Annotated in this window: 20 protein-coding genes; 7 read left to right on the top strand and 13 right to left on the bottom strand. The window is 66.9% G+C overall.

All coding sequences use genetic code 11. The annotated features are described in order from the left end of the window. Window positions 1–133: 133 nt before the first annotated feature. From BMY12_RS01225 to BMY12_RS01210, 4 genes are read left to right on the top strand one after another with little or no spacing between them, the layout of a single operon-like run. Window positions 134–880 (top strand): SRPBCC family protein, encoded by a 747-nt coding sequence (locus tag BMY12_RS01225; protein WP_093280913.1) that lies wholly within the window; start codon window positions 134–136, stop codon window positions 878–880. Continuing rightward, entirely contained in the window at window positions 877–1,746 is an 870-nt protein-coding gene (locus BMY12_RS01220; protein WP_093280910.1) for an FAD binding domain-containing protein, read from the top strand. Before BMY12_RS01225 ends, BMY12_RS01220 begins: the two co-directional genes overlap by 4 nt. Then, on the top strand, window positions 1,743–2,231 hold the full coding sequence (locus BMY12_RS01215) for a (2Fe-2S)-binding protein (protein WP_093280908.1): 489 nt from the start codon (window positions 1,743–1,745) through the stop codon (window positions 2,229–2,231). Before BMY12_RS01220 ends, BMY12_RS01215 begins: the two co-directional genes overlap by 4 nt. Then, window positions 2,224–4,941: a xanthine dehydrogenase family protein molybdopterin-binding subunit gene (locus tag BMY12_RS01210; protein ID WP_093280905.1), complete on the top strand. Its 2,718-nt coding sequence runs from the start codon at window positions 2,224–2,226 to the stop codon at window positions 4,939–4,941. The genes BMY12_RS01215 and BMY12_RS01210 overlap by 8 nt, the downstream gene beginning before the upstream one ends. Before the next feature lie 622 nt (window positions 4,942–5,563). Here the strand turns inward: BMY12_RS01210 and BMY12_RS01205 are convergent. The 3 genes from BMY12_RS01205 to BMY12_RS01195 all read right to left on the bottom strand — a co-directional run bounded on the left by BMY12_RS01205 (window position 5,564) and on the right by BMY12_RS01195 (window position 8,753). Further along, window positions 5,564–6,325: an SDR family NAD(P)-dependent oxidoreductase gene (locus BMY12_RS01205; protein WP_093280903.1), complete on the bottom strand. Its 762-nt coding sequence runs from the start codon at window positions 6,323–6,325 to the stop codon at window positions 5,564–5,566. 224 nt (window positions 6,326–6,549) lie between these two features. After that, window positions 6,550–7,197, bottom strand: coding sequence for a DUF305 domain-containing protein (locus BMY12_RS01200; protein ID WP_093280900.1), 648 nt, complete (start codon window positions 7,195–7,197; stop codon window positions 6,550–6,552). Then, window positions 7,194–8,753, bottom strand: coding sequence for an LVIVD repeat-containing protein (locus BMY12_RS01195; RefSeq protein WP_093280898.1), 1,560 nt, complete (start codon window positions 8,751–8,753; stop codon window positions 7,194–7,196). Before BMY12_RS01195 ends, BMY12_RS01200 begins: the two co-directional genes overlap by 4 nt. Window positions 8,754–8,952: 199 nt before the next feature. Here BMY12_RS01195 and BMY12_RS01190 point away from each other — a divergent pair, with 199 nt between their 5' ends. Further along, window positions 8,953–10,035 (top strand): NAD(P)H-dependent amine dehydrogenase family protein, encoded by a 1,083-nt coding sequence (locus BMY12_RS01190; RefSeq protein ID WP_093280895.1) that lies wholly within the window; start codon window positions 8,953–8,955, stop codon window positions 10,033–10,035. Between the two features lie 109 nt (window positions 10,036–10,144). After that, a complete protein-coding gene (locus tag BMY12_RS01185) occupies window positions 10,145–10,843 on the top strand; it encodes an SDR family NAD(P)-dependent oxidoreductase (RefSeq protein ID WP_093280893.1) in 699 nt (232 codons plus the stop codon). A gap of 70 nt (window positions 10,844–10,913) precedes the next feature. Here the strand turns inward: BMY12_RS01185 and BMY12_RS01180 are convergent, their stop codons facing one another. The 6 genes from BMY12_RS01180 to BMY12_RS01155 all read right to left on the bottom strand — a co-directional run bounded on the left by BMY12_RS01180 (window position 10,914) and on the right by BMY12_RS01155 (window position 17,768). After that, window positions 10,914–12,071 (bottom strand): PepSY-associated TM helix domain-containing protein, encoded by a 1,158-nt coding sequence (locus BMY12_RS01180; RefSeq protein ID WP_093280890.1) that lies wholly within the window; start codon window positions 12,069–12,071, stop codon window positions 10,914–10,916. Beyond that, the gene (locus BMY12_RS01175; RefSeq protein ID WP_177188784.1) at window positions 12,071–14,134 is read right to left on the bottom strand and encodes a TonB-dependent receptor; all 2,064 of its coding nucleotides are present in this window, start codon (window positions 14,132–14,134) and stop codon (window positions 12,071–12,073) included. The genes BMY12_RS01180 and BMY12_RS01175 overlap by 1 nt, the downstream gene beginning before the upstream one ends. A gap of 173 nt (window positions 14,135–14,307) precedes the next feature. Further along, window positions 14,308–14,691 carry a hypothetical protein gene (locus tag BMY12_RS01170; RefSeq protein WP_093280885.1) on the bottom strand — a complete coding sequence of 128 codons (384 nt, stop codon included), beginning with the start codon at window positions 14,689–14,691 and terminating at the stop codon, window positions 14,308–14,310. 93 nt (window positions 14,692–14,784) lie between these two features. Then, window positions 14,785–15,804, bottom strand: a complete 1,020-nt coding sequence (locus tag BMY12_RS01165) for a cation diffusion facilitator family transporter (RefSeq protein WP_093280883.1) — start codon at window positions 15,802–15,804, stop codon at window positions 14,785–14,787. Window positions 15,805–15,813: 9 nt separating this feature from the next. Then, window positions 15,814–16,584 (bottom strand): ferritin-like domain-containing protein, encoded by a 771-nt coding sequence (locus BMY12_RS01160; protein WP_093280880.1) that lies wholly within the window; start codon window positions 16,582–16,584, stop codon window positions 15,814–15,816. After that, window positions 16,581–17,768 carry an O-succinylhomoserine sulfhydrylase gene (locus BMY12_RS01155; RefSeq protein ID WP_177188783.1) on the bottom strand — a complete coding sequence of 396 codons (1,188 nt, stop codon included), beginning with the start codon at window positions 17,766–17,768 and terminating at the stop codon, window positions 16,581–16,583. The genes BMY12_RS01160 and BMY12_RS01155 overlap by 4 nt, the downstream gene beginning before the upstream one ends. Window positions 17,769–18,146: 378 nt before the next feature. Between BMY12_RS01155 and BMY12_RS01150 the strand changes: the two genes are divergently transcribed. Next, window positions 18,147–18,842: a P-loop NTPase family protein gene (locus tag BMY12_RS01150; RefSeq protein WP_093280875.1), complete on the top strand. Its 696-nt coding sequence runs from the start codon at window positions 18,147–18,149 to the stop codon at window positions 18,840–18,842. Here the strand turns inward: BMY12_RS01150 and BMY12_RS01145 are convergent. The 4 genes from BMY12_RS01145 to BMY12_RS01130 all read right to left on the bottom strand — a co-directional run bounded on the left by BMY12_RS01145 (window position 18,812) and on the right by BMY12_RS01130 (window position 22,263). Next, window positions 18,812–19,522: an acyltransferase family protein gene (locus tag BMY12_RS01145; protein ID WP_093280872.1), complete on the bottom strand. Its 711-nt coding sequence runs from the start codon at window positions 19,520–19,522 to the stop codon at window positions 18,812–18,814. The two genes, BMY12_RS01150 and BMY12_RS01145, sit on opposite strands and share 31 nt — an antisense overlap. Before the next feature lie 213 nt (window positions 19,523–19,735). After that, the gene (locus BMY12_RS01140; protein WP_093280870.1) at window positions 19,736–20,236 is read right to left on the bottom strand and encodes an acyltransferase family protein; all 501 of its coding nucleotides are present in this window, start codon (window positions 20,234–20,236) and stop codon (window positions 19,736–19,738) included. After that, on the bottom strand, window positions 20,229–21,740 hold the full coding sequence (purF, locus tag BMY12_RS01135) for an amidophosphoribosyltransferase (protein ID WP_093280867.1): 1,512 nt from the start codon (window positions 21,738–21,740) through the stop codon (window positions 20,229–20,231). Before purF ends, BMY12_RS01140 begins: the two co-directional genes overlap by 8 nt. Window positions 21,741–21,744: 4 nt before the next feature. Then, entirely contained in the window at window positions 21,745–22,263 is a 519-nt protein-coding gene (locus tag BMY12_RS01130; RefSeq protein WP_177188782.1) for a CvpA family protein, read from the bottom strand. Between the last annotated feature and the right edge of the window lie 25 nt (window positions 22,264–22,288).

Here is a 22,288-nt window from a genome sequence, read left to right as displayed (position 1 = left end):
GCTGCAGAGGCTTGTTGACGGGGGCTGACGTTCGCGTCAGCATTCTGTCACCAATCATCAAGATCAACGATGAAGCTGCGATGCAAGATCGTGGCGCTTGTTTATTTCCATCACGCAGCAGAGAACACAAGCCATGCAGATGACCGGACAGCAACGGATTGCCGCGACCCGACCACAGGTCTGGGAAGGACTGAACGATCCGGAGGTGCTTCGTCGCAGCATCCCGGGTTGCCAGTCGGTCACGCGTGAATCCGCCGAGCGCATGCTGGCCACCGCCGAGATCAAGATCGGCCCCATCGGCGCGCGCTTCAACGGCTCGGTGACCTTGTCCGACATCGTGCCGCAGCAGAGCTACACCCTCACCATCGAAGGTCAGGGCGGCACGGTGGGCTTCGTGAAGAGCGGCGCCAAGGTGCGCCTGAGCGACGACGGCGACGCCACGCTGCTCACTTATGAAGTGGACGCGCAGGTCGGCGGCCGTCTCGCGCAGCTGGGCGGACCCATCATCGACGCCACCGCCAAGCAGCTGGCGGGACGCTTCTTCCAGCAGTTCGGCAATGTGCTGGTGGCGCCGCCGGAGGCCGCTGCTGTACCAGGCGCTGCCGCCAAGGGCATCGCGCGTCCCGCCGCCGCACCGAGCGCGCCGCGCGGCCTGCCCATGGCCTGGCTGCTGGCGCTGGTGCTCGCAACGCTCACCGGTTATCTCATCGGGCAGGCGCAGCCGGCCGGCGCGGCCTCCGAGTGGATGGGCCTTGCCATCGGCCTGCTGCTGCTCATCGTCGGTGCCGCCGGCTTTGAATTCGGCCGCCGCGCCGCCGCACCGGTACTGATGCTCGATGCCGAACTGCTGTCACGCCTCACCGGGGAGAAGCCGCGGTGAAGCCGGCGGCCTTCGACTACTACGCGCCGAGCAGCATCGAGGAGGCTTGCCGCCTGCTCAGCGAAGCCGGCGGCGGCGCCACCGTGCTGGCCGGCGGCCAGACCCTGATGCCGTTGCTGGCGCTGCGCATGAGCCAGCCCTTCATCGTGGTGGACATCACGCGCATCGCGGCGCTCAAGACGGTGACGCGTGGTGACGGCTGCACGCGCATCGGCCCCACGCTGCGCCAGAACGAGCTCATCGCGCACGCTGAAATCGGCCGCGCCCTGCCCTCGCTGGTCACTGCCGCGCGTCATGTCGGCCATCATCAGACGCGCAATCGCGGCACCGTGGGCGGCTCGATTGCGCTGGGCGAACCCGCCGCGGAACTGCCGGCCACCGCGCTGGCCTTGGGGGCGAGCGTGGAGCTGCGCTCGCTGCGCGGCACGCGCCGCGTGCCGCTGCAGGACTTTTACTTCGGGCCTTATGCCACCGCGCTGGAACCCGATGAGCTGCTGGTCGGCATCGAATTCCCCGACTGGCCGGCCGGCACCAGCTGGCTGTTCCGCGAGATTGCACAGCGCCCGGGCGATTTTGCGCTGGTGGGTTTCAGCGGCGCCGTCACCGTGCAGGACGGCCGCATCAGCCGCGCCGGCCTGGCCTGGTTCGGCATGGGCCCCACGCCGATCCGCGCCCGTCAGGCCGAGGCCGCGCTGCTGAACCAGAATCCCGAGCAGATCGACGCGCAGGCGATTGCGCAGCTTGCCATCGCCGACACCGCACCTTTCGACGACCATCACGCCAGCGCCGAATACCGCCGCACCGTCGGCCGGCGTCTGTGCGCGAAGCTGCTGTCCGAAACCTTGCCAGCGAGACAAGCCGCGTGAGCAGCCATTCCATCCAGATCCGCATCAACGGCCGCGTGCATCAGGCCACGGTCGAAAGCCGTCTGCTGCTCAGCGATTTTTTGCGCGACGAAGCCGGCTACACCGGCGTGCATGTCGGCTGCGAGCACGGCGTCTGCGGCGCCTGCACGGTGATCGTCGACGGTCAGGCCGTGCGTTCCTGCCTGATGCTCGCGGTGCAGGCCGACGGCTGCAGTATCACCACAGTGGAAGGCCTGGCCGCCGCCGACGGCACCCTGCATCCGGTGCAGCAGGCGCTGCGCGATACGCATGGCCTGCAGTGCGGTTTCTGCACGCCCGGCATCGTCATGACGCTGGCCGCGCTGCGCGAAGCGCAAGCCGCGCCCAGCGAAGAGCGCATGCTGGCCGCGCTGTCCGGGCATCTGTGCCGCTGCACGGGTTATCAGGGCATACGCCGCGCGGTGCGGCAGCTCGCCGGCACGCCGGCGGAGTCCGCCCATGAATGACGCTCAGCATCCGCCGCAAGCCGGCCGTTACATCGGCCAGCGCGTCGAGCGCAAGGAAGACGCGCGCCTGCTCACCGGACGCGGCGTGTACGTGGACGACGTCTCGCTGCCCGGCATGCTGCACGTGGCCTTCGTGCGCAGCCCCATCGCACGCGGCCGCATCCGCAGTCTCGATGCCAGCCCGGCCCTCGCCCTGCCCGGCGTGTATGCGGTCTACACCGCGCAGGATCTGGCGCGCTTCAAGATCGACATGCTCAGCTTCTTTCTCGCCGCGCCCGCCGTGCAGATCACGCCGCTGGCCAGCGGCCGCGTGGCCTACGTGGGCGATCCGGTGGCGCTGGTGATTGCGCAGAACCGCTACATCGCCGAAGACGCCGCCGGTCTGGTGCAGGTGGATTACGAAGAAGAAACCCCGGTGGTCGGCATCGACGCCGCGCGCGAAGGCGCGCTGGTGCATCCCGACAGCGACAGCAATATCGCCGTGGCCATGGGCGAGGAGCACGACGAAGCCATCGAAGCGCTGCTGGCGCAGGCGCCGCATGTGGTCAGCACCACGGTGCATCACCAGCGCGTCGCGCAGTCGCCCATCGAGACGCGCGGCGTGGTGGTGGCCAAGCATGGTGAGGGCGAGCTGACGGTGTACCTCGCCTGCCAGAGTCCGCAGATGGCGGCGCGCTATATCGCCCAGGCTTTCGGCCTGCCGCCGACCGGCATCCGGGTGATCTCAAAGGACGTGGGCGGCTCTTTTGGTTTGAAGGTGCAGCCCTGGCGTGAGGAAATCGCGGTGATCGCCGCCGGTTTGATCTTCGGCCGGCCGTTGAAGTGGATCGAAGACCGCCTGGAAAATCTCACCGCGTCCAATCAGGCCCGCGATCAGCAGATGCGCATCCGCGCCGCCTTCGACAACGAAGGCCGTATGCTCGCCGCGCATTCCGATTACGACCTGGACAACGGCGCCTATCCGCACGGCGCCGACTGCAATATCGCGGTGTCGATGTTCCTGTGGGCGGCGTACAAGATGCCGCAGTTCAACTTCTACACCAAGGGCTGGTTCACCAACACCGTGGGTCTGGCCGCGTATCGCGGCCCCTGGGCCATGGAATCGCTGGCGCGCGAAACCCTGCTCGACATCGCAGCGCGGCAGATCGGCATCGACCCCATCGAAATCCGCCGCCGCAATCTGGTCTACAAGGCCGATCAGCCGCGCACCACGCCCTTCGGCATTCCGCTGGAAGACATCACGCCGGCCGAATGCCTTGAGCTGCTGCTGCAGAAGTTCGATGTCGCCGCCTTCCGCGCCGAGCAGGCGCAGGCGCGCAAGCAGGGCCGTTACCTGGGCCTGGGCTTTGCCGCCTACATCGAACCCACCGCCGGCAGCGCCGGCATCAGCGTGCTGGCCAGCGATGTGGCGCAGATCCGCATCGAGCCCACCGGCAAGGTCAGCGCCGTGCTCAGCACCCACTCGCAAGGCCATGGTACGCAGACCACCATGGCGCAGGTGATTGCCGAAACCCTGGGCGTGCCGCTGGCGGATGTCTCCGTGCACGAGGACGACAGCTCACGCGGCGGCTTCGGGGCCGGCGCCTCCGGCAGCCGCCAGGCCGTGGCCGGCGGCGGTGCGTCCATCAAGGCCGCCGAGCTGCTGCGCGACAAGCTCAGGCGCGTGGCCGCGCACCTGCTGGAGACGGATGCACAGCGCGTGCGGATCGAAAACGGCCGCATCCTGGTCGATGGCGAGCCGGAGAAAAGCCGCAGCCTGCGCGAGATTGCCGAAGTGGCTTACGGCGAACCCGAGCGACTGCCGGAAGGCATGGAAGCGGGCCTTGAAGCGCAGTACCGCTATCGTCCGCCGCCGCTCACCCTGAGCAGCGCCGCGCATCTGTGCGTGGTGGACGTGAGCGCCGACACCGGCTTCGTGAAAATCCTGCGCTGGATCTCCAGCGAGGACTGCGGCGTGATGATCAATCCCGCCGTGGTCGAAGGCCAGATCGCCGGCGGTCTGGCGCAGGCCATCGGCACCGTGCTGCTGGAACACGTCAGCTTCGATGCGCGTGGCAATCCCACCGCCGTGACCTACAAGGACTACATGCTGCCGGCGATCAGCGACGTGCCGGACTTCGAATACCACCACCTCTGCACGCCCTCGCAATCCGTGGGCGGATTCCGCGGCGTGGGTGAAGGCGGCTGCATCGTCGGCCCGCCCACGCTGGTCAATGCCATTGCCGATGCGCTCTCGCCCTTCGGCGCGATCCCGCTGGACCTGCCGCTGACGCCGAGCAAGCTGCTGGAAGTGATCGAAGGCCGCTCCATGGCGCCCCGCCCTGCGGAAAGCGCGCCCGTGCCAGTGCCCAGCGCGCCCGTCCCCAGCGCAGCACCTGCGCCCGTGCTCGAAGCGCCGCCGGTGATCGCGACGCAAACCCGCATCGACGGCATCTGGAAGCTGGTGCTCGCCACGCCCATCGGCCCGCAGAAATTCAACGGCAACTTCGTCACCGACGGCGACAAAGTCAGCGGTACGCTCGACAGCGACATGGGCTCACAAGCCTTCAGCGGCGTGGTCGAAGGCAACCGCCTGCGCTGGGATCTGAAAGTCACCAAGCCGGTGTCCGTGACGCTCAAGTACGACGTGCTGATTGAAGGCGACAAGCTGAGCGGCAAGGTGAAGATGGGGATTTTCGGGAATGCGAAGTTGACGGGGGAGCGGGGGTGAGGGGGCTCGCCCCCTGAAATCAGCTGCGGTCACGGGTCTGCGAGGCCGTCTTCAGTGGTGCGCTCCAGAATCTCGCGGATGGCGGCAAAGCCGTCGCGGGCCTGGCTCGCAGCGCGCCGCATCCGTAACCAAGTCGACCTACAAAGGCATGTGACTAGCATGGACTTCAACCCCGTGGAGCACGGCTGAGTACGACGGGTTTGCGACGGGCTGCATCCGTCGTTTCATTGCGAAGTCTTGCATCGCCTGCTGCCGAATGACTGGGCTGGTAGTGGGGTCGATCCCGATTCTGGATTCCGGGATTGGGTCCCGGATTCCGCTGCGCTGCATCCGGGCTACGCTTGCTTGCCGCGCGTGGCGGCGCCGGACGCTGGATACCGGACGGCCGATCGGCATCATGGGACCACCGGCATTCCCGGCGGCGGGAGGCCGCTGCAGATCTGTGCGCACGCCATCTACCGCTGCATCTGATGGTTGCCATCAGCGATGGATGCGCGGTCTGAGCGCACTGGCCGCACGCGCAATGCACACGCCATCGCGTCGCCGGGTCCGTGCGCCTCGCGGCGCACGGCCTCTTCGACACGCGCCGCGCCCTACTGCGAACGCTCGCGGACGGCTTGCTTCACTTCGGCGCCATGCGGATCGCGCCGTCCAGGCGGATCGTTTCGCCGTTGAGCATGGGATTGCTCACGATGGCTTCCACCAGCTGCGCGTATTCGTCGGGCTGCCCCAGACGGCTGGGGAACGGCACCTGCTTGCCCAGCGAGTCCTGCGCGTCCTTGGGCAGCGAGGCCAGCAGCGGCGTCCAGAAGATGCCGGGGGCGATGGTCATCACGCGGATGCCGTAGCGCGCCAGCTCGCGGGCGATGGGCAGGGTCATGCCCACCACACCGGACTTGGAGGCGGCATAGGCGGCCTGACCGATCTGGCCGTCATAGGCGGCGACGCTCGCGGTGTTGATGATCACGCCGCGCTCTTCGCCGATGGGCTCGGCATCGTGCAGGCGTGCGGCGAACTTCGAGAGCACATTGAAGGTGCCCATGAGGTTGATCTGCACGATCCTGGCGAAGGCCGCCAGCGGCAGCGCCTGGCCATTGCGGTCGATGACCTTGGCCGGCGGGCCGATGCCGGCGCAGTTGACCAGAATGCGTGCCTTGCCGTTCACGCCCTCGGCATCGGCGATGGCCTTGGCCACGGCGGCCTCGTCGCAGACATCCAGTGCGGCATGATGCGCGCCGATTTCGCGCGCCTTGGCAGCGGCCAGCTCGGCATTGAGATCGAAGATGGTGACTTTGGCACCGGCGCGCGCCAGACGCTCGGCGGTGGCGCCGCCCAGACCCGAGGCGCCACCGGTGACGATGGCGGCCACTCCTTGAATGTTCACGACAGATTGCTCCTTGTGCTGATCCGAATGGAGTCCAGGCTTATGCCACAGGCCGGAGCTATCCGCACCCGTCTTTGGTTTGGACCTTCAGGCCCAGGCAAAGCGCATCGGCAGAAGGTGATCGCCATCGATGAAAGTCGAGACCGGCGCGCCGAGACTTTCGCGTAACACCCGGACACGCATCAGCGGAAACGCGCGGGCAGCGGCGGAAGGTAAAAACGCGCCTAGCGCGGAGCCGCGCCCAGTGCACGCTGCAGCAGGCTCATCTGCGCCAGCTCTTCGGCCTGCTGCGCGAGAATCTGCGTGGCCAGACCGCGCAGTGCCGGGGTGTCGGCATTGATGGCGGCGAAGCGTGCCATCGGCAGCGCGCCCTGATGGTGACGGATCATCAGCTCCAGAAACAGCGCATCGCGCGCCGCGCCGTCGAGGCGACGCAGCTGATCGATCTCATCGGAACTGGCCAGACCCGGCATGCCGCCGGGCGCGCGCTGGCAGTCGAGCAGATAGCGCTGCAGCGCCTCATCGGGCGGGCTACGGCCAAGGCGCATCCAGTCCATGCCGTGACGCGAGGGCAGCAGCGGTGCCTGCCAGAGCTGCAGCCAGCCTTTCATCTGCCCCAGTTCCACCAGCTGCGCGGTCTGGATGGAACGGGCCAGCCCCGGAAAACGCGTCTCGCCGCGCGCCAGCAGCAGCTGCGTCATCAGCACTGCCTGCTGGTGATGCACCAGCATGGCTTGCGTGAACCCCAGGTCCACCGCATTCGGCGCGGCGAGCGCAGGCTGCGCCGGATGCCGCTGCCAGACCCAATGCAGGCTCGCGCCCGCCGCGAAGGCCAGCACCAGGCTCAGCAGCCAGACCAGACGCGACTTCACGAAGGCGAGTACACGCCGTTGGTGAACTCCAGCACCAGCAAGCCGTTGTCCATGCAGCTCACCCAGAGCTGATTGCCGACGAAGCGCGGCGGCGAGCTGCACCAGTCGGCGCTGAGATTGCCGGACACCGGACCACCGTCACCGAGATTGGTGAGCAGGCTGGGCAGCTGCGCGACGTAATTGCCCACGTAGCGCGCATCGATGCTGAGCGTGCCGACGCTGATGCCGGAGTCCGAGGTGTAGAGATCGGAAATGGTGGGCAGCAGGCCGCCGATCCAGGCGTGCAGCGAGTGCTGCAGGCTCAGACCCTTGCCGGTCTGCGCGGCCGGGTTGTAGTAGGCGATCTCGCGCGGCTGCAGCGGATCACGCACATCGAAGACGCGGATGCCGGACTGGAAGTAACCGCAGGCCAGCGCGCGCGGATTGTCCGTGCGGTCCACCGTGCAGTAGTGCGATTCGTAACCGAACAGGCCGCTGCCGGCGGTGTCGGCGCTGCGGATCGCGGCGTTTTCCTTGCGCTGGATCTCCAGCTGGATCTGCTTGACGATCTTCGGCGCGCCGGGATCGCTGATGTCCAGGATATGGATGCCTTCGGAATCGAACTCATCCGGCGCAATCAGATAAGGCTTGCCGTTCCAGCTCACCGGCAGCGCATGCTGGCCGCAGCTGAAGGCGTTCCAGTGCACGGAACCGATCGGATGGATGCTGGGCGTGCTCTGCCGGCTCTGGATTTCGCTGACATCGTAAATCGCCACGCCGCCGGGGAAGCAGGTGGCCAGATACATGGTGTTGCCGTCGGCGCTGAATTCCAGGCCATGGTTGACCGGAAAGCCCGCGATGCCGGCGTAGACGATGCGCGGCGATGCGGGCTGGCTGGCATCGATGGCGGTGATGGTGCCCAGGGCGTTGCCGGTGGACCAGTAGGTCATGCCGTCCGGCGACCAGTTGCCCTCATGGCCGAAGAGATTGTCCGGCACTTCCAGCGAGCTGTCGCCGATGCCGTTGAGATGCACCGGGCTTTCGCACTGCGAGATGTCATAGACATCGAAGAATCCGACGCCGGTGAGCGGGCCCACCGCCGCGCCGCCGAGCAGCTGCCGCGGGGCATTGGTCTTCAGCGATTCCCAGGTGCCGATGTTCATCGCCGGTCCGGGGAGATTGGCGCTGAAGCGCGGCTGCGTGGCATCGCTGACATCCACCGCATACACGCCGGGATTGCTCTCCAGCAGTTGCAGCGGATCGAGCAGCGCGCCGCTGGTGGACAGATAGGCGCAGTGGCTCTGCGAGGGACTGACCACGCTGGCGCCGTGGCCCTGGTACTGGCCGACGAGCTTCAGATTGCAGCTGTAGGCGGACAGATTGCGTCCGCTCTGGCGGTCCGCCAGCGGCACCTGCCCCTGCAGCCCGGTTTCCGGCTGCGAGCCGGCGCCACAATCGGCCAGCGCCACCGAGGAAGCCGGCAGCGCCTGCGTCACTTCGCTGCTGCTGTTGCAGGCGCCAAGCAGCAGCACGCTGCCCAGGCACAGGCTGTGTGCAATGAACGCTGGTTTCGACATGGTCTCTCTCCTCCCCGGGAATCTCAGCATGGCGGCGGTACCGCATCGAAACAATGGCCGCGCGCCGGACGTTCAAGCCATTGAAACCATCTGACGATTGCGCTAGCGCATGTCAGCATGCCGGCTGCTGCCGCCACCACATCCGAGCAGACGAGGCGGCTTCGTCAGGATTCGTGAGAGCTTTTCAGGAGCCATCGCCATGATCGAAACCTTGCCTGCCCGTCCCCTCTTGTCCCTGCGTCCCTGGCGCGTTGCGCAATGGGCCAGCGGCAATGTCGGCAGCCATGCCCTGCGCGCCGTGGTGCGGCACCCGCGCATGCAGCTGGTGGGTCTGCATGTGCACTCCGCCGCCAAGGCCGGACGCGATGCCGGTGAGCTTTGCGGCATCGCGCCGCTGGGCGTGGCGGCCACGCGACGCATCGAGGACATCGTCGCGCTCAAGCCCGACTGCGTGCTGTACATGCCGCAGGGCTGCGATTTCGACGAGCTGTGCACGCTGCTCTCCGCCGGCATCAATATCGTCACCACCCGCAACGAGCTGCAGCATCCCGCCGCCATGCCGGCCGCGCAGCGCGCGCGCATCGAAGCCGCCTGTGCGCAGGGACAGTCTTCGATTCACGCCACCGGCAGCAGCCCGGGTTTCGCCACCGAGGCCCTGCCCCTGGTGCTCAGTTCCCTGCAGCGCCGGCTCGATGCGCTGCACATCGCCGAATTCGCCGACCTGTCCACGCGCAATTCGCCGGAGATGCTGTTCACGCTGATGGGCTTCGGGGGGCCTTCGCTTGCGCAGGCCAATGAGGGCCGCGCGCAGCATCTGCGTCACGCCTTCGGACCTTCGCTGCAACTCCTCGCCGATGCCCTGGGCCTGAGCTTCGAGCGCCTCGAGGTGCACGCTGAGGTGGCGCTGGCGCGCCATGATCTGCACATCGCCGCCGGCGTGATCAAGGCCGGCACCGTGGCCGCGCAGCGCACCGTGGTCCAGGCGCTGCACGCGGGCAGACCCTTGCTGAGCTTCACCGCCACCTGGTATTGCGGCCAGGACCTCGCGGCCGACTGGGAGCTGTTGCCCGACGGCTGGAAAATCCAGGTGCAGGGCGATGCGCCCTTCGAGCTGAGCCTGCGCTTCACCACGGCGGCGGCGGACAAGGCGGCGGTGACGCCGGGCTATACCGCGCATCGCGCCGTCAACGCCGTGCCCTACGTCTGCGCCGCGGCGCCGGGCATCCGGACCGTGCTCGATCTGCCCAACATCATTCCCGATCTGCGCGCAGGCAATGTTTGACACTGCGCGACAGGACAAGCCTGCGGTTTACCGGCGTACAAGGCATTTTCAATAATCGATCCTCGGTCCGCGCCTGCGTGGCGCAGACAAAATCTTTCAGGAGTGTTTCATGCTGGATGCCAAGAGCTATGTGATCACCGGCGGTTTCGGCAGCCTGGGTCGCGCGGTCGGCGCGGCGGTGCTGGCGGCGGGCGGTCGCGTCGCGCTGCTGGACCAGGCGCCGGACAAGGAAGCCGCCAGCGCCGATGACAAGCTCCTGCGTCTGGGTGGACTGGACTTGAACCAAGCCGGTGCCGCCGAAGCCGCACTGCAGCGCGTGCTCGCCCGCTTCGGCCGCATCGACGGCCTGATCAACATCGCCGGCACCTTCCGCTGGGAAACCGTGGAAGGCGGCAGTGTGGACAGCTGGGATCTGCTGTATCGCGTCAACCTGCGCACTGCGCTGCTGACCAGCAAGGCCGCACTGCCGCATCTGGTCGGCGCGCCCGGCCAGGGCAAGCGCATCGTCAACATCGGCGCCGCCGCTGCGGCCAAGGCCGCCGCCGGCATGGGCGCCTACACCGCCTCCAAGGCCGGCGTCGCCAAGCTCACCGAGGCGCTGGCCGAAGAACTCAAGGATCGCGGCGTGACCGTCAACGCGATACTGCCGAGCATCATCGATACAGCGGTGAATCGCGCCGATATGCCGGATGCGGATTTCAGCCGCTGGGTCAGTCCGCAAGCCATTGCGGATCTGATCGTATTCCTGCTCTCACCCCAGGCCGAGGCCATCAGCGGCGCCTGCATTCCGATCCTGGGCCGAGTCTGAGCCGCGTATCGCGCCGCCGCTGCAGCCAGCGCAGCCCGGATCGCGAATCTGCTCGGTAACGAGGTGCAGGCTATCGGCCGCGTGCCGCCCTGCACTTCTGACGCCAGCGGATGAATCCCGTGACGTACATCGGTAGCGGCAGGACACCGGCCAGCAGAATCAGCCAGCGTCCAGCCAGGCCCAGCACCTCACCGTTGTGCAGTGGATGCAGCCAGGCGAACAAGGCATCGCCTGCCGATCGCTGGCGCGCGTCGCGAGTGGCCAGCAACGCACCGCTGTAGGCGTCCAGCCAGACGAAAGTCTTCGGGAAACGGCGGCTGGGCTCGCCGCGCTGCCAGAGTCTCAGGCTGTACACGCCTTGCGCGTCCTCGGGGGTGTCGAGCCAGCGCAATTCGGCATCAGGAAACGCAGCACGCGCCAACCCGGCGACGGTATCGGCATCCAGCATCGCCCGGCCGGCGGCCGGAGCCGAATGCAGCATCGGCATCCTTGCCAGCGGGGAGAGCGCGTCAATCGTCGGCTTGAACCATTGTGGTGTCGCCAGCAGCGCGCCCGTTACCGTCAACATCAGCGTGAATGCCAGTCCGCACACGCCAGCCAGCTTGTGCAGATCATAGTTGCGTCGCGCCGCCGCCGCGCCGCGCTTGAAGTGCAAGGCCTTGGCGAAAGCCAGCTGCCGCGGCCACCACAGATAGAAGCCGCTGACCAGGGAGAGGCAGAGCAGCAGGCCGATGCCGCCGAGCAGCAAGGTACCTGTCGTTCCCAGCAGCAGGGTCAGATGCAGATCGTAGATCCAGCTCATCACGGTCTGTCCCCACTGCCGATTGCCCAGCACCTGCAAGGTGTAGGGATTCACCGTCACCATTTGCGGCGCGAACTCGCCACTCATGGCAGCAGCCGTGCGCCGGCAGCGCGCGGTGTAGGCACGATCCTCCGCGCGCAGCGGCAGCTCCAGCTGCCAGCTGCCGCCGCACTGCGGATAAGCCTTTTGCACCGTTTCCAGCATTTGCTGATAGCTCTGCTCCGGCCCTGGCTGTGGCGCAACCTGGAGCTGCGGATTGAGCCAGAGATCCAGGCGCGGATAAAACACCAGCAGGCTGCCGCTCAGGCCCAGAAGCACGAACACCAGACCCACGCTCAAACCCAGATCGCGATGCAGCCGCCACCAGACGCGGCGCGCCGTCAGGCGCGAGCTGGATGTCGCCCGGGTGCGGTGCTGCAGGTCCATCAGAAGCTCAGTTTCACGGCACCGTAGTACGCACGCGTCGCGGCCGGCGCATGCAAGGCCTGCGTGCCGTCCCACCAGACGTATTCGTGATGCTCGTTGGTGAGATTGGCCACCTGCGCTTCCAGCTGCAGCTGCGGCCAAGGCCGATATGTGGCACCGAGATTGAGATTGAACAGCTCACCGTATTGACCGGTGTTGTTGGTCCTCTCCAGGTAGTAGTTGCTCTGCGTGTTGAGTTCCAGCGACAGGCTCAGCGCGGGCATCGGCATATAGTCGACGCCACCGGTGATCAGCTGATGCGGCACGTGATCAATCTGCTTGCCGCGCGTGGCAGGCGCCGCCGGATCCGGCACCAGAATCTCCGAATCCTGATAGGCATAGGCCAGCCAGACGCTTAGCTGCTCCAGGGCTTTGACGTTGGCCTGCAGGTCCAGGCCCTGACGCCGGGTCTTGCCGACATTCTCGGAGTCGCCCAAGGGATCATTGAGCTTGCGGCGTACCTCGTCGCTGGCGGTCTGGCGCCAGATCGCGATGCGGCCATTGAGCCAGCTGGCGGGAACGAACTTGCTGCCCAGTTCCACGCCATTGTTGATCGAAGGCTTGAGGTCGGTGGTGCGCGGCGGAATCTTGTAGCTGGCGGACCCAATGCCCACCTGATAGCTGCGGCCGTAGTTGGCGTAGAGGTTCGCGCGCTGGCCCAGCGAGGCCACCGCGCTGATCTTCGGTTGCTGGATCAGGCCGTAGTCATTGACCGGATAGCGGCTGTCGTTGAGCTGATTGTGGAAATTGCCGGTGACGCGATCCACGCGCCAGGCTGGCACCAGCTTCAGCCAGTCCAGCGGCCGCAAGCTGGCCTGCGCGTAGGCGCCGTAGACATTGAAGGCGAAGTGTTGGTCGCGGGTCTGCGTCTGGCGTTGACGCTGGGCCGTGCTGTAGCGTTCGCTCTCGTTGCGCTGCCATTCGGCATCCACGCCCCACTCGACGAGTGTCTGCGGCAGCAGCCCCCAGTCCGGACGCCAAGTCATGCCGCTGCGTGCGCCGTAGTGGGTTTCGTCGGTGTCGCGCTCCTGCTGCGAGACCCCGGCAGAGAAACGCACGAAGCGCTGATCATCCAGCTGGTTGCGATACAGAAGGCTGCTCCAGGACAGCTGCGTGCTGGGCTGCAAGTCCAGATGCAGGCTCAGCTGAGCAATGCCACGTTCGCCGCCGTCGGATGCGGAAAACGCATAGGACTCGCGACGATTGGCATAGGCATCGGCATCGGTGAGATAACCCGGCTCCTGCGCCTCGGCGCGATACCGGCGAGCGTGGAAGGCCAGACGCTGGCCGCCGCCGAAGTCATAGGCCCATTGGCCGCTGATACTGTGCTTGCGGGAATGTGAGTGATGCCGGTAGCCGTCTCCGTCGACATAACCCAGCACGTAGTTCTGCGTGAAGCCGCCACGCTCGTAGCCGGAAACCGCCTGCAGGTCGTAGCGTCCCCAGCCGCCGTAGCCACCGCGCACCTGCTGATAGCTGCCACCGCTGCGCGTCACGATGTTGGCATCGCCCGCAATGTTGTACAGGCCGTACCGAGGGTCGTTGGTACCGCGCACCACTTCCAGCGCAGCGATTTCCAAGGGCATCACGCTGTCGATATACGGCATGTTGCCGTCATTGCTATTGGACGGCACGCCATCGATCAACAGCTTCACGGCATTGACCTCGCCCTCGCCGTTGAAGCCGCGCAGCGAAAGCTTGCCGGAGGTGGTGCCCTGGTTGAACTGCGTGAGCATTACGCCGGGCATGCGCCCGAAGAGTTCCCAGGCGTAGCCGGCATTGGCGTGCTCAACGAGGCCCGGCCCGGCGACATCGACAGAGGTGAGCATGTCCGAAGCCTGAGCCAGGCCCTGGCGCCGCGCGCTGACCAGCACTTCCTCCACCACGAAGCTGGCGTCGCCGACGCCAGCGGCAGGACTGCTGTCATGTTCCGCAGTACTGGTCGCCGTGGTCTGCGCCTGCGCCTGCGCGCCGTAGAGGCCGGCCAGCAGCAGGCCCAGCCTGATGTGAAAACGAGTGTTCATGAATCCATCCGATCCGGCTGCTGCTGAAGTTGCCAGAGAGGCGCTCGGTCGCGGTCCGGCCTGTGGCCGGCGCACGCTGCACGCAGCAGCCATGAGGACTGCGCAGCGTTGTTCAGAAGCACGATCGAGCCCTGGGCACGCCGCTCGGCGGCCTGCCCGCTGTATGTCACAGCTCAGAGCGTGGAGGGAGGACCGCGAGCGCGATGGCTAGTGGGTGTGCAGTCGCGTGGCAGCGCAGCAACCAGCATGGGCTGCACGCCACACAACAGTAGCTGCAACGGTGCTGCCGGCGGCGGCAGCCAAGCCAAGGCCGGTGCGGCGGCCTGCGAGAACAGGCAGTGCGACCCGGGCGCCCCGCCCTGCTGCTTGCTGAGCAGCGCCCGCAGGCTCGCGGGCGTGGCCGTCGTCTGCATCTGCAGATCGGCGTGCAGGCTGCACAGCACCAACTGCGCATGACCATTGGCGAACTGCGGCATGAAACCGGCCGGCACCAGCATGTGTGCCGCCAGGAAGGGCAGCAAACACCACAGCCAGATTTGCAGGCGACGGCGGATCATCAATACGCGCTTGGGCACAGGGCCGCGCCCCCGGCGCGGAATGCCCAGAACTTTACGGGACAGCCCACGCCGCAGGCAATGCGTGAGCGGAGGCTAGGTACGACAGGCCGCCTGCGGCGTGCAGTCGCGTTCTTCGAGCTGGATGGTGCTGTGCGTGATGCCGAAGCGCTGGCGCAGCACGGCTTCGATCTGGCGCAGGCTGGCATCGTGATCGCGATGGTCTTTCAGGACGGCGTGCAGGGTCACCACCGGCTTGTCGTCGCTCAGCGACCATACGTGCACATGGTGCACGCTGTGCAGAATCGGCAGCTCGGCGCTGAGCGTGCTGGCGATGGCTTCTTCATGCAGGCCCTCCGGCGCGCCCTCCAGCAGCACATGCGCAGACTGCCGCGCCACGCTCCAGCCGGTGCGCACCATCAGCAGCGCCACCAGAATCGACAGCAGCGGATCGGCCGCCATCCAGCCGAAGGCCCAGATCAGGGCGCCGGCAGCAAGCGCCGCGACGCTGCCCAGCAGATCGCCCAGCACATGCGCCAGCGCCGCGCGCACATTGAGGTTCTGTTCGCCGCCGGAAAGGATGCCGAACGCGGCCAGATTCACCAGCAGACCGATGGCGGCAATCAGCATCACCGCAGCGCCCTGCACCGGCACGGGACTGAGCAGACGCTGCAGCGATTCGGCGACGATCACCGCCGAGAGCAGCAGCAGCGCCAGACCGTTGACGAAGGCGGCGAGCACCTGCCAGCGATGATGGCCGTAGCTCAGGTGCGGCGTCGCCGGACGGCGCGCGGCGCGCACCGCCGTGAAGGCCATCAGCAAGGCGGCGGCATCGGTGAGCATGTGCCCGGCATCGGCCAGCAGCGCCAGTGAACCCGCCATCACGCCGCCGATGGCCTCGGCGATCATGAAGCCGCCGGTCAGCAGCAGGGTCCAGAACAGCTTGCGCTCGGAGGCCGGCGGGCCGTGGTGATGACCGTGATGGCCATGGCCGCCGTGGCCATGGCTGTGCGGATGACCGTGTCCATGGTCGTGGTCGTGGTCATGCTCGTGCTCGTGCTCGTGCTCGTGAGCATGATCGTGGTCGTGCGCGTGGTCGTGGGCGGAGTGGGCCATGGCGCAAGTTTAGCCTGCCAGGGACAACTCGGGTTCGGTGAAACCCGCGGCGCGACGCGCATCCAGATTCAGCGGCGGCTGCAGGCGCACGCGATGCTCGGCCAGCAGCTGCGCGAAGGCCGCCTCCGGCTCCAGGCCACGCTGTGCGCAGAGCGTGCGGAACCAGTGCGTGCCGATGGCCACATGCCGCACCTCCTCGCGCAGAATCACCTCCAGCGCCGCCACCGTCGCCGTATCACCCACGTCGAGCAGGCGCCGGATCATGCCCGGCGTCACGTCCAGGCCACGCGCTTCCAGCACGCGCGGCACCAGGGCCATGCGCAGCAGCGGATCGTGCGCGGTCTTCTCGGCGGCTTCCCAGAGCCCGTTGTGCGCGGGCAGATCACCGTAGTCGGCGCCCAGTTCGCGCAGGCGCGTGCGCAGCAGCTGGAAGTGCCGCGCCTCGTCCACCGCCACGCTCAACCAGTCGGCGTGAAAGGCCTCCGGCATGTCGGCGAAACGAAAACCGGCGTCGAGCGCCAAATTGATGGCATTGAACTCGATGTGCGCCACCGCGTGCAGCAGCGCGATGCGACCGGCCACAGTGCCCAGGCCGCGATGCGCGACCTCGCGCGGATGCACCAGCGCGGGCTTGTCCGGCCGTCCCGGCAGCGGCGCCTGCGCTGCATCGGCCGGTGCAGCGAAATCCCCGGCCGCCAGCGCCGCCACCGCCTCGCACTTGGCCTGCGGATCGCAGATCGCCAGCGCCGCACGCCAGGCGGCGCGCTGCTGCGCGTTCATCCCGAAAGACCGCGCGCCAGATCCGCCTGCAGGTCTTTCAGATCCTCCAGGCCCACCGCGATGCGCAGCAGGTTTTCACCGATGCCGGCCTGGGCGCGCGCCTCGGCGCTGATGCGGCCGTGCGTGGTGGTGGCCGGATGGGTGATGGTGCTGCGCGCATCGCCCAGATTCGCGGTGATGGACAGCAGGCGCGTGGCGTCGATCACGCGCCAGGCCTCTTCGCGACCGCCTTCGACCTCGAAGGCCAGCACCGCACCGAAGCCCGCCTGCTGACGCTGCGCCAGTGCATGCTGCGGATGCTCGCGCAGGCCCGGGTAATGCACGCGACGCACCGCCACCTGCTCGCTGAGCCATTCGGCCAGGCCCTGGGCATTGGCGCAATGCGCCTTCATGCGCACCGACAGCGTCTCCAGGCCTTTGAGGAACACCCAGGCATTGAAGGGGCTCAGGCAAGGACCGGCCGTGCGCATGAAGCCGAACACGTCCTTGCCCACGCGCTGCGCGTCGCCGACGATGGCGCCGCCCACGCAGCGACCCTGGCCGTCGATGTACTTGGTGGCCGAATGCACCACGAAGTCGGCGCCCAGCTTCAGCGGCTGCTGCAGCACCGGCGTCAGGAAGCAGTTGTCCACCGCCAGCAGCGCGCCATGACGATGCGCGATGTCGGCCAGCGCCGCGATGTCGGCCAGCTCCACCAGGGGATTGGTCGGCGTCTCGGCGAACAGCAGGCGCGTGTTGGGCCGCAGGCCCGCTTCCCAGGCCGCAAGGTCGGTCTGATCGACATAGCTCACGCTGATGCCGAACTTGGTCAGATAGTTGTTGAACAGATTGATGGTGGAGCCGAACAGCCCACGCGAGGACAGGATGTGGTCCCCGGCCTTGAGCACGGTAAGGCACAGGCTCAGCACCGCCGCCATGCCGCTGGCGGTGGCCACGCAACTCGCACCGCCTTCCATGGCCGCCAGACGTCGCTCGAAGGCCTCGACCGTGGGATTGCTGAAGCGCGAATAGATGTAGCCATCCTGCGCGCCGGAAAAGCGGGCGGCGGCCTCGGCGGCATTGCGGAACACGTAGCTGGAGGTCAGCGAGATCGCAGCCGAATGCTCGCCGTTCTCGCCGCGCGGCTCGGCCGCGCGCACGCCCAGCGTCGCCGGCCCCCAGTCGGGATCGAAGAATTCCTTCACAGCACACTCCTGCCCAAACAAAAAAGCCCGCCAGCTTGAAAATGCTGAAACGGGCTCATCGACCGTTTAGCTGCATTTATTAAGCGCCCGCAAGCTGGGATCAAATCGGCGCGGCGCGAAAATTACGCTGAATCCGCAGCTGCGGCAAGTTCCCGGCGAGTTTAATGGCGGCGCCAGCGGCGCGCCGACGGCCACGCTCGCGTAGACTGCGCGGCCCTGCCGCTTGCGAAGGACGCAAGCCCTGCCCGCCTCTGGCCGTCCTGCGCCTCTGCACGCGTGACGCGGCCCTGCCCTGCTTTCTCACTCATCTGCCGATGGCCTCAGGCCATCGCCCCGGGGCCTGCGTTCGGGTCCCGCTCAACCGGAGCGGTAAACAGCATGTCCACGATTCACTTCATCGGCGGCGAAAAAGGCGGCGTCGGCAAATCCCTGGTCGCGCGCCTGGCGGCGCAATACCTGATCGACCATCAGCGCCCTTTCCTCGGCTTCGACTCCGACCGCTCGCATGGCGCGCTGCTGCGCTTCTATCCCGGCCACGCCTCGCCGGTGGTCATCGACCGCTATGACCAGCTCGACAAGGTGGTCGAAGCCGCCATCGACCAGACCGATCGCACGGTGCTGGTGGATCTCGCCGCGCAGACGCATCAGGCCCTGGTCCAGTGGATGGAAGAGTCCGGCATGCTGGAGCTGGCGCGCGAATTCGGCATCACCGTGCGCTACTGGCATGTGATGGATGCCGGCAAGGACTCCGTGGATCTGCTGCAGAAGCTGTTCGACCGCTTCGAGTCGCAGCTGGACTACGTGCTGGTGCTCAACCAGCTGCGCGGCGACGACTTCGGCCTGTTCGAACTCTCCGGCCTGCGCGAACGCGCCTGGCGGCTCGGCGCCAAGCTGGTCAATCTGCCGCGCCTGCACGAACAGGCGATGAGCAAGATCGACGCGCACAGCGCCAGCTTCTGGGCCGCCGCCCATGGCGGCGAACGCGCCTTCTCCGGCCTGGGCCTGCTGGAACGCCAGCGCGTGAAGCTCTGGCTGAACAAGGCCTACGCGGGACTGGCGACGCCGCTGGCCTGAGCCGGGGCCGCGCGCGCGTCACGCTCGCGCAGACGCAGGAAGGGCCGCTCCACGCTCCAGTACAGCAGGGCGCCGCCGGCCAGGCAGCTCGCGGTGATGGCCACCGCCAGCAGCCAGGACGGTAGTGCATACGGTGCCAGCGCCTGCGACAGCGCGTGGGCGATGGGCTTGTGGCTCAGATAGATCGAATACGAGGCCAGGGCCAGCGGATAGGCGCCGGGGATGCGCCAGTGCCGCAGCGGCGAGACCGGACTGAGCGCGGCGCAGAGCAGCAGCGCGAAGGCCAGCGCCATCAGCGTGTAGCCGAAGGCGGTGAGAAAAAAGCTGTAGCCATGGCCGTCGATGTAATACCAGCGGCCCAGGGCATAGAACATCGCACTGCTGCCCAGTACACCGGCCAGCAGCAGCGTTCTGCCCCGCGCCATCAGGCGCTGCCAGAGCGCGGGATGAAAGCTGCGCAGCAGGGCCACCGCCACGCCCGGCAGGAACTCATCGAAGCGGCACAGCGTGGCGTAGTAGATGTTCGGGTAATAGCCGGCGGCATCGGCTTCGCGGCCGTAGCGCTGCCAGAGCAGGCTGCGCGCGACGATGGCCAGCGTCATCAGCGCCGCGATCAGCAGCCAGGCGCTCCAGCGCGGCGCGCGCAGGCGCAGGCCCAGCAAGACCAGCAGCGGCAGCACGAAATAGAACTGCTCTTCGATGCATAGGGCCTGTTAACAATTACTTTGCCCGCTGCGTTGCTGCCAGAAATCGCGCCAGGCAAGGCGCGAAACGCAGGCCTTGGTGGTTCCAAGGCCAAGTTTCGCAACGCCGCATGGCGCGATTTCCGGCGCAACCCGGAAGGGACGGGGCCGTTTTGCCGCAGGGCGGCGTTGGCAGCCGCTGGCTTGGAATCACCAAGCGGCGCGTCTGCCGCCTTGCCCTGCGGCAAAACGTCCTCCGTCGCAGCGCGCAAAGTAATTGTTAACAGGCCCTAGCGACCAGGCATGCGAGAAAGCGGTGCCGGGCTGCAGCTGGAAGTTCTGCATGAAGCTGAGAAAGCGCCACAGCTCCGGGCCGGGCCGGCCGTCCATGTAGGCCGGCAGAAGAAAGTACAAGGCCAGCATCACCCAGAACGCCGGCCAGGTGCGCAGCGCGCGACGCCGGTAGAAACGCGGCAGCGACAGACCCTCGCCGCGCTGCAGGCCGGACAGCAGCTGATGCCCGATCAGATAGCCGCTGAGCACGAAGAACAGATCGACCCCGGTCCAGCCGATTTGGCTGGCCCAGCCGAACGTGGCTTCATGACTGACGAAGACGCGGTAGTGATAGGCGAACACCAGGGTGATCGCCAGTGCGCGCAGCGTATCGAGCCCCGGATTGCGGAAGGCCGCCGGGGCGCCGGCTTCAGGCATTCGGCAGCTCGATGGCGGTCTGGCTCTTGCTGCGAGCGGCCCTCGCGGCGTCGGAGCGGAACAGTTCGAGCTGGCTCAGGTACTCGGAGGTGATGTCCTGGGTGATGTACTCGCCGGTGAACACCGAGCAGTCGAAGCGCGTGATCGCCGGATTGCCCGCGCGCACGGCCTCGATCAGATCCGGCAGATCCTGGTAGATCAGGCGGTCCGCGCCCAGCATCTTCTCCAGTTCCTCCACACTGCGGCCGTAGGCGACCAGCTCGCTGGAGGTGGGCATGTCGATGCCGTACACGTTCGGATAACGCACCGGCGGCGAGGCCGAGGCGAAGTACACCTTCTTGGCGCCGGCATCGCGCGCCATCTCGATGATCTCCTTGGAAGTCGTGCCGCGCACGATGGAGTCATCCACCAGCAGCACGTTCTTGCCACGGAACTCGATGTCCACCGGATTGAGCTTCTGGCGCACCGATTTCTTGCGCTGCGCCTGGCCCGGCATGATGAAGGTACGGCCGATGTAGCGGTTCTTGATGAAGCCTTCGCGGTACAGCACACCCAGGCGCGCGGCGAGTTCGGCGCCGGCCACGCGCGAGGTGTCGGGAATCGGAATCACCACGTCGATGTCGTGCTCGGGCCACTCGCGCAGGATCTTCTCGGCGAGCTTCACGCCCATGCGCAGACGCGCCTTGTACACGTAGATGTTGTCCATCACCGAGTCGGGGCGCGCCAGGTACACGTGCTCGAAGATGCAGGGCGAGTACATGGGATTGGCCGCGCACTGGCGCTTGTGCAGCTTGCCGTCGAGCGTGATCAGCACCGCCTCGCCCGGCGCGATGTCGTCGATCATCTCGTAGCCCAGCGCGTCCATGGCCACGGATTCGGATGCGATCATGTAGTCCTTGCCCTTGGCGGTCTCGCGCACGCCGTAGACGGCGGGACGGATGCCGAAGGGATCGCGGAAGCCCACCACGCCAAAGCCGGTGATCATCGCCACGCAGGCGTAGGCGCCGCGACAGCGCAGGTGCACGCCCGACACCGCCGCGAACACATCCTCCGGGGTCAGGCGCAGCACGCCGCGCTGCAGCAGCTCGTGCGCGAAGATGTTGAGCAGCACTTCCGAGTCGGACTCGGTGTTGAGATGGCGGCGGTCTTCGAGGAACAGCTCCTGCTTGAGCTCCTCGGCGTTGGTGAGATTGCCGTTGTGCGAGAGCGAGATGCCAAACGGCGTGTTGGTGTAGAAGGGCTGCGCCTCGGCGGAGGTGGAGGTGCCGGCGGTGGGATAGCGCACGTGCGCCACGCCCATCATGCCCTTGAGCTTCTGCATCTGATCGTCGTTGTTGAAGACGTCGCGCACCAGACCGTTTTCCTTGCGCAGGAACAGGCGGTGGCCTTCATTGGTGATGATGCCCGCAGCGTCCTGGCCACGGTGCTGCAGCATGGTCAGCGCGTCAAAAAGCTCGGAGTTGACGGCGGTCTGCTGCGAAACGATGCCTGCAATTCCACACATGAGTTTACGAGTCCGAAGGTGAAGACGGTTGCGGCACGCTGTGCAGCCATTGCAGCCAGCGCTGCGGCAGCATGGCTTCCAGGCCCTGCGCCGCCGCCGTGAAATGCGGAAAAATCATGGAGTCCTTCCACCAGGGGCGACGCTGCGCCTCGTAGTGGCCGGCGACGATCATGAACAGCAAGAGCAAGAGCACGGCGCGCAGCACGCCCACGCCACCGCCGAGCATGCGGTCGGAGGTGGAGAACAGGCTGTCGCGCACCAGCATGGTCGCCAGATGCGTGAGCAGCGAGCCCACCAGCAGCACCCCCAGAAACACCAGGGCGCAGCCGGCCAGCTCGCGCAGGGCCGGATCGCTGATGTAGCGCTCCAGGTGCACGGCCAGCTTGCCGCCGTGCCAGGCCGCGAACACAAACGCGGCCACCCAGGTGAGCAGGCTCAGGATTTCGCGGGTGAAACCGCGCATCAGTCCGATCAGGACGGAGATAAGCGCAACGGCAGCGATGCAGTAGTCGACCCAGGTCATTGCGCGGTGCGTGGGGTGGCAAAAA

It is taken from the genome of Solimonas aquatica, from assembly GCF_900111015.1.
Taxonomy (GTDB): domain Bacteria; phylum Pseudomonadota; class Gammaproteobacteria; order Nevskiales; family Nevskiaceae; genus Solimonas; species Solimonas aquatica.
This window is presented reverse-complemented; position numbering and strand designations above follow the sequence as displayed.

Excerpts from the sequence above, each read along its gene's own strand:
- BMY12_RS01160 (WP_093280880.1), bottom strand. The coding sequence starts at position 16,584 with ATGAACGCGCAGCAGCGCGCCGCCTGGCGTGCGGCGCTGGCGATCTGC.
- BMY12_RS01210 (WP_093280905.1), top strand. The coding sequence starts at position 2,224 with ATGAATGACGCTCAGCATCCGCCGCAAGCCGGCCGTTACATCGGCCAG.
- BMY12_RS01165 (WP_093280883.1), bottom strand. The coding sequence starts at position 15,804 with ATGGCCCACTCCGCCCACGACCACGCGCACGACCACGATCATGCTCAC.
- BMY12_RS01140 (WP_093280870.1), bottom strand. The coding sequence starts at position 20,236 with ATGCCTGAAGCCGGCGCCCCGGCGGCCTTCCGCAATCCGGGGCTCGAT.
- BMY12_RS01170 (WP_093280885.1), bottom strand. The coding sequence starts at position 14,691 with ATGATCCGCCGTCGCCTGCAAATCTGGCTGTGGTGTTTGCTGCCCTTC.
- BMY12_RS01190 (WP_093280895.1), top strand. The coding sequence starts at position 8,953 with ATGATCGAAACCTTGCCTGCCCGTCCCCTCTTGTCCCTGCGTCCCTGG.
- BMY12_RS01195 (WP_093280898.1), bottom strand. The coding sequence starts at position 8,753 with ATGTCGAAACCAGCGTTCATTGCACACAGCCTGTGCCTGGGCAGCGTG.
- BMY12_RS01175 (WP_177188784.1), bottom strand. The coding sequence starts at position 14,134 with ATGAACACTCGTTTTCACATCAGGCTGGGCCTGCTGCTGGCCGGCCTC.
- purF (WP_093280867.1), bottom strand. The coding sequence starts at position 21,740 with ATGTGTGGAATTGCAGGCATCGTTTCGCAGCAGACCGCCGTCAACTCC.
- BMY12_RS01185 (WP_093280893.1), top strand. The coding sequence starts at position 10,145 with ATGCTGGATGCCAAGAGCTATGTGATCACCGGCGGTTTCGGCAGCCTG.
- BMY12_RS01225 (WP_093280913.1), top strand. The coding sequence starts at position 134 with ATGCAGATGACCGGACAGCAACGGATTGCCGCGACCCGACCACAGGTC.
- BMY12_RS01180 (WP_093280890.1), bottom strand. The coding sequence starts at position 12,071 with ATGGACCTGCAGCACCGCACCCGGGCGACATCCAGCTCGCGCCTGACG.
- BMY12_RS01130 (WP_177188782.1), bottom strand. The coding sequence starts at position 22,263 with ATGACCTGGGTCGACTACTGCATCGCTGCCGTTGCGCTTATCTCCGTC.
- BMY12_RS01150 (WP_093280875.1), top strand. The coding sequence starts at position 18,147 with ATGTCCACGATTCACTTCATCGGCGGCGAAAAAGGCGGCGTCGGCAAA.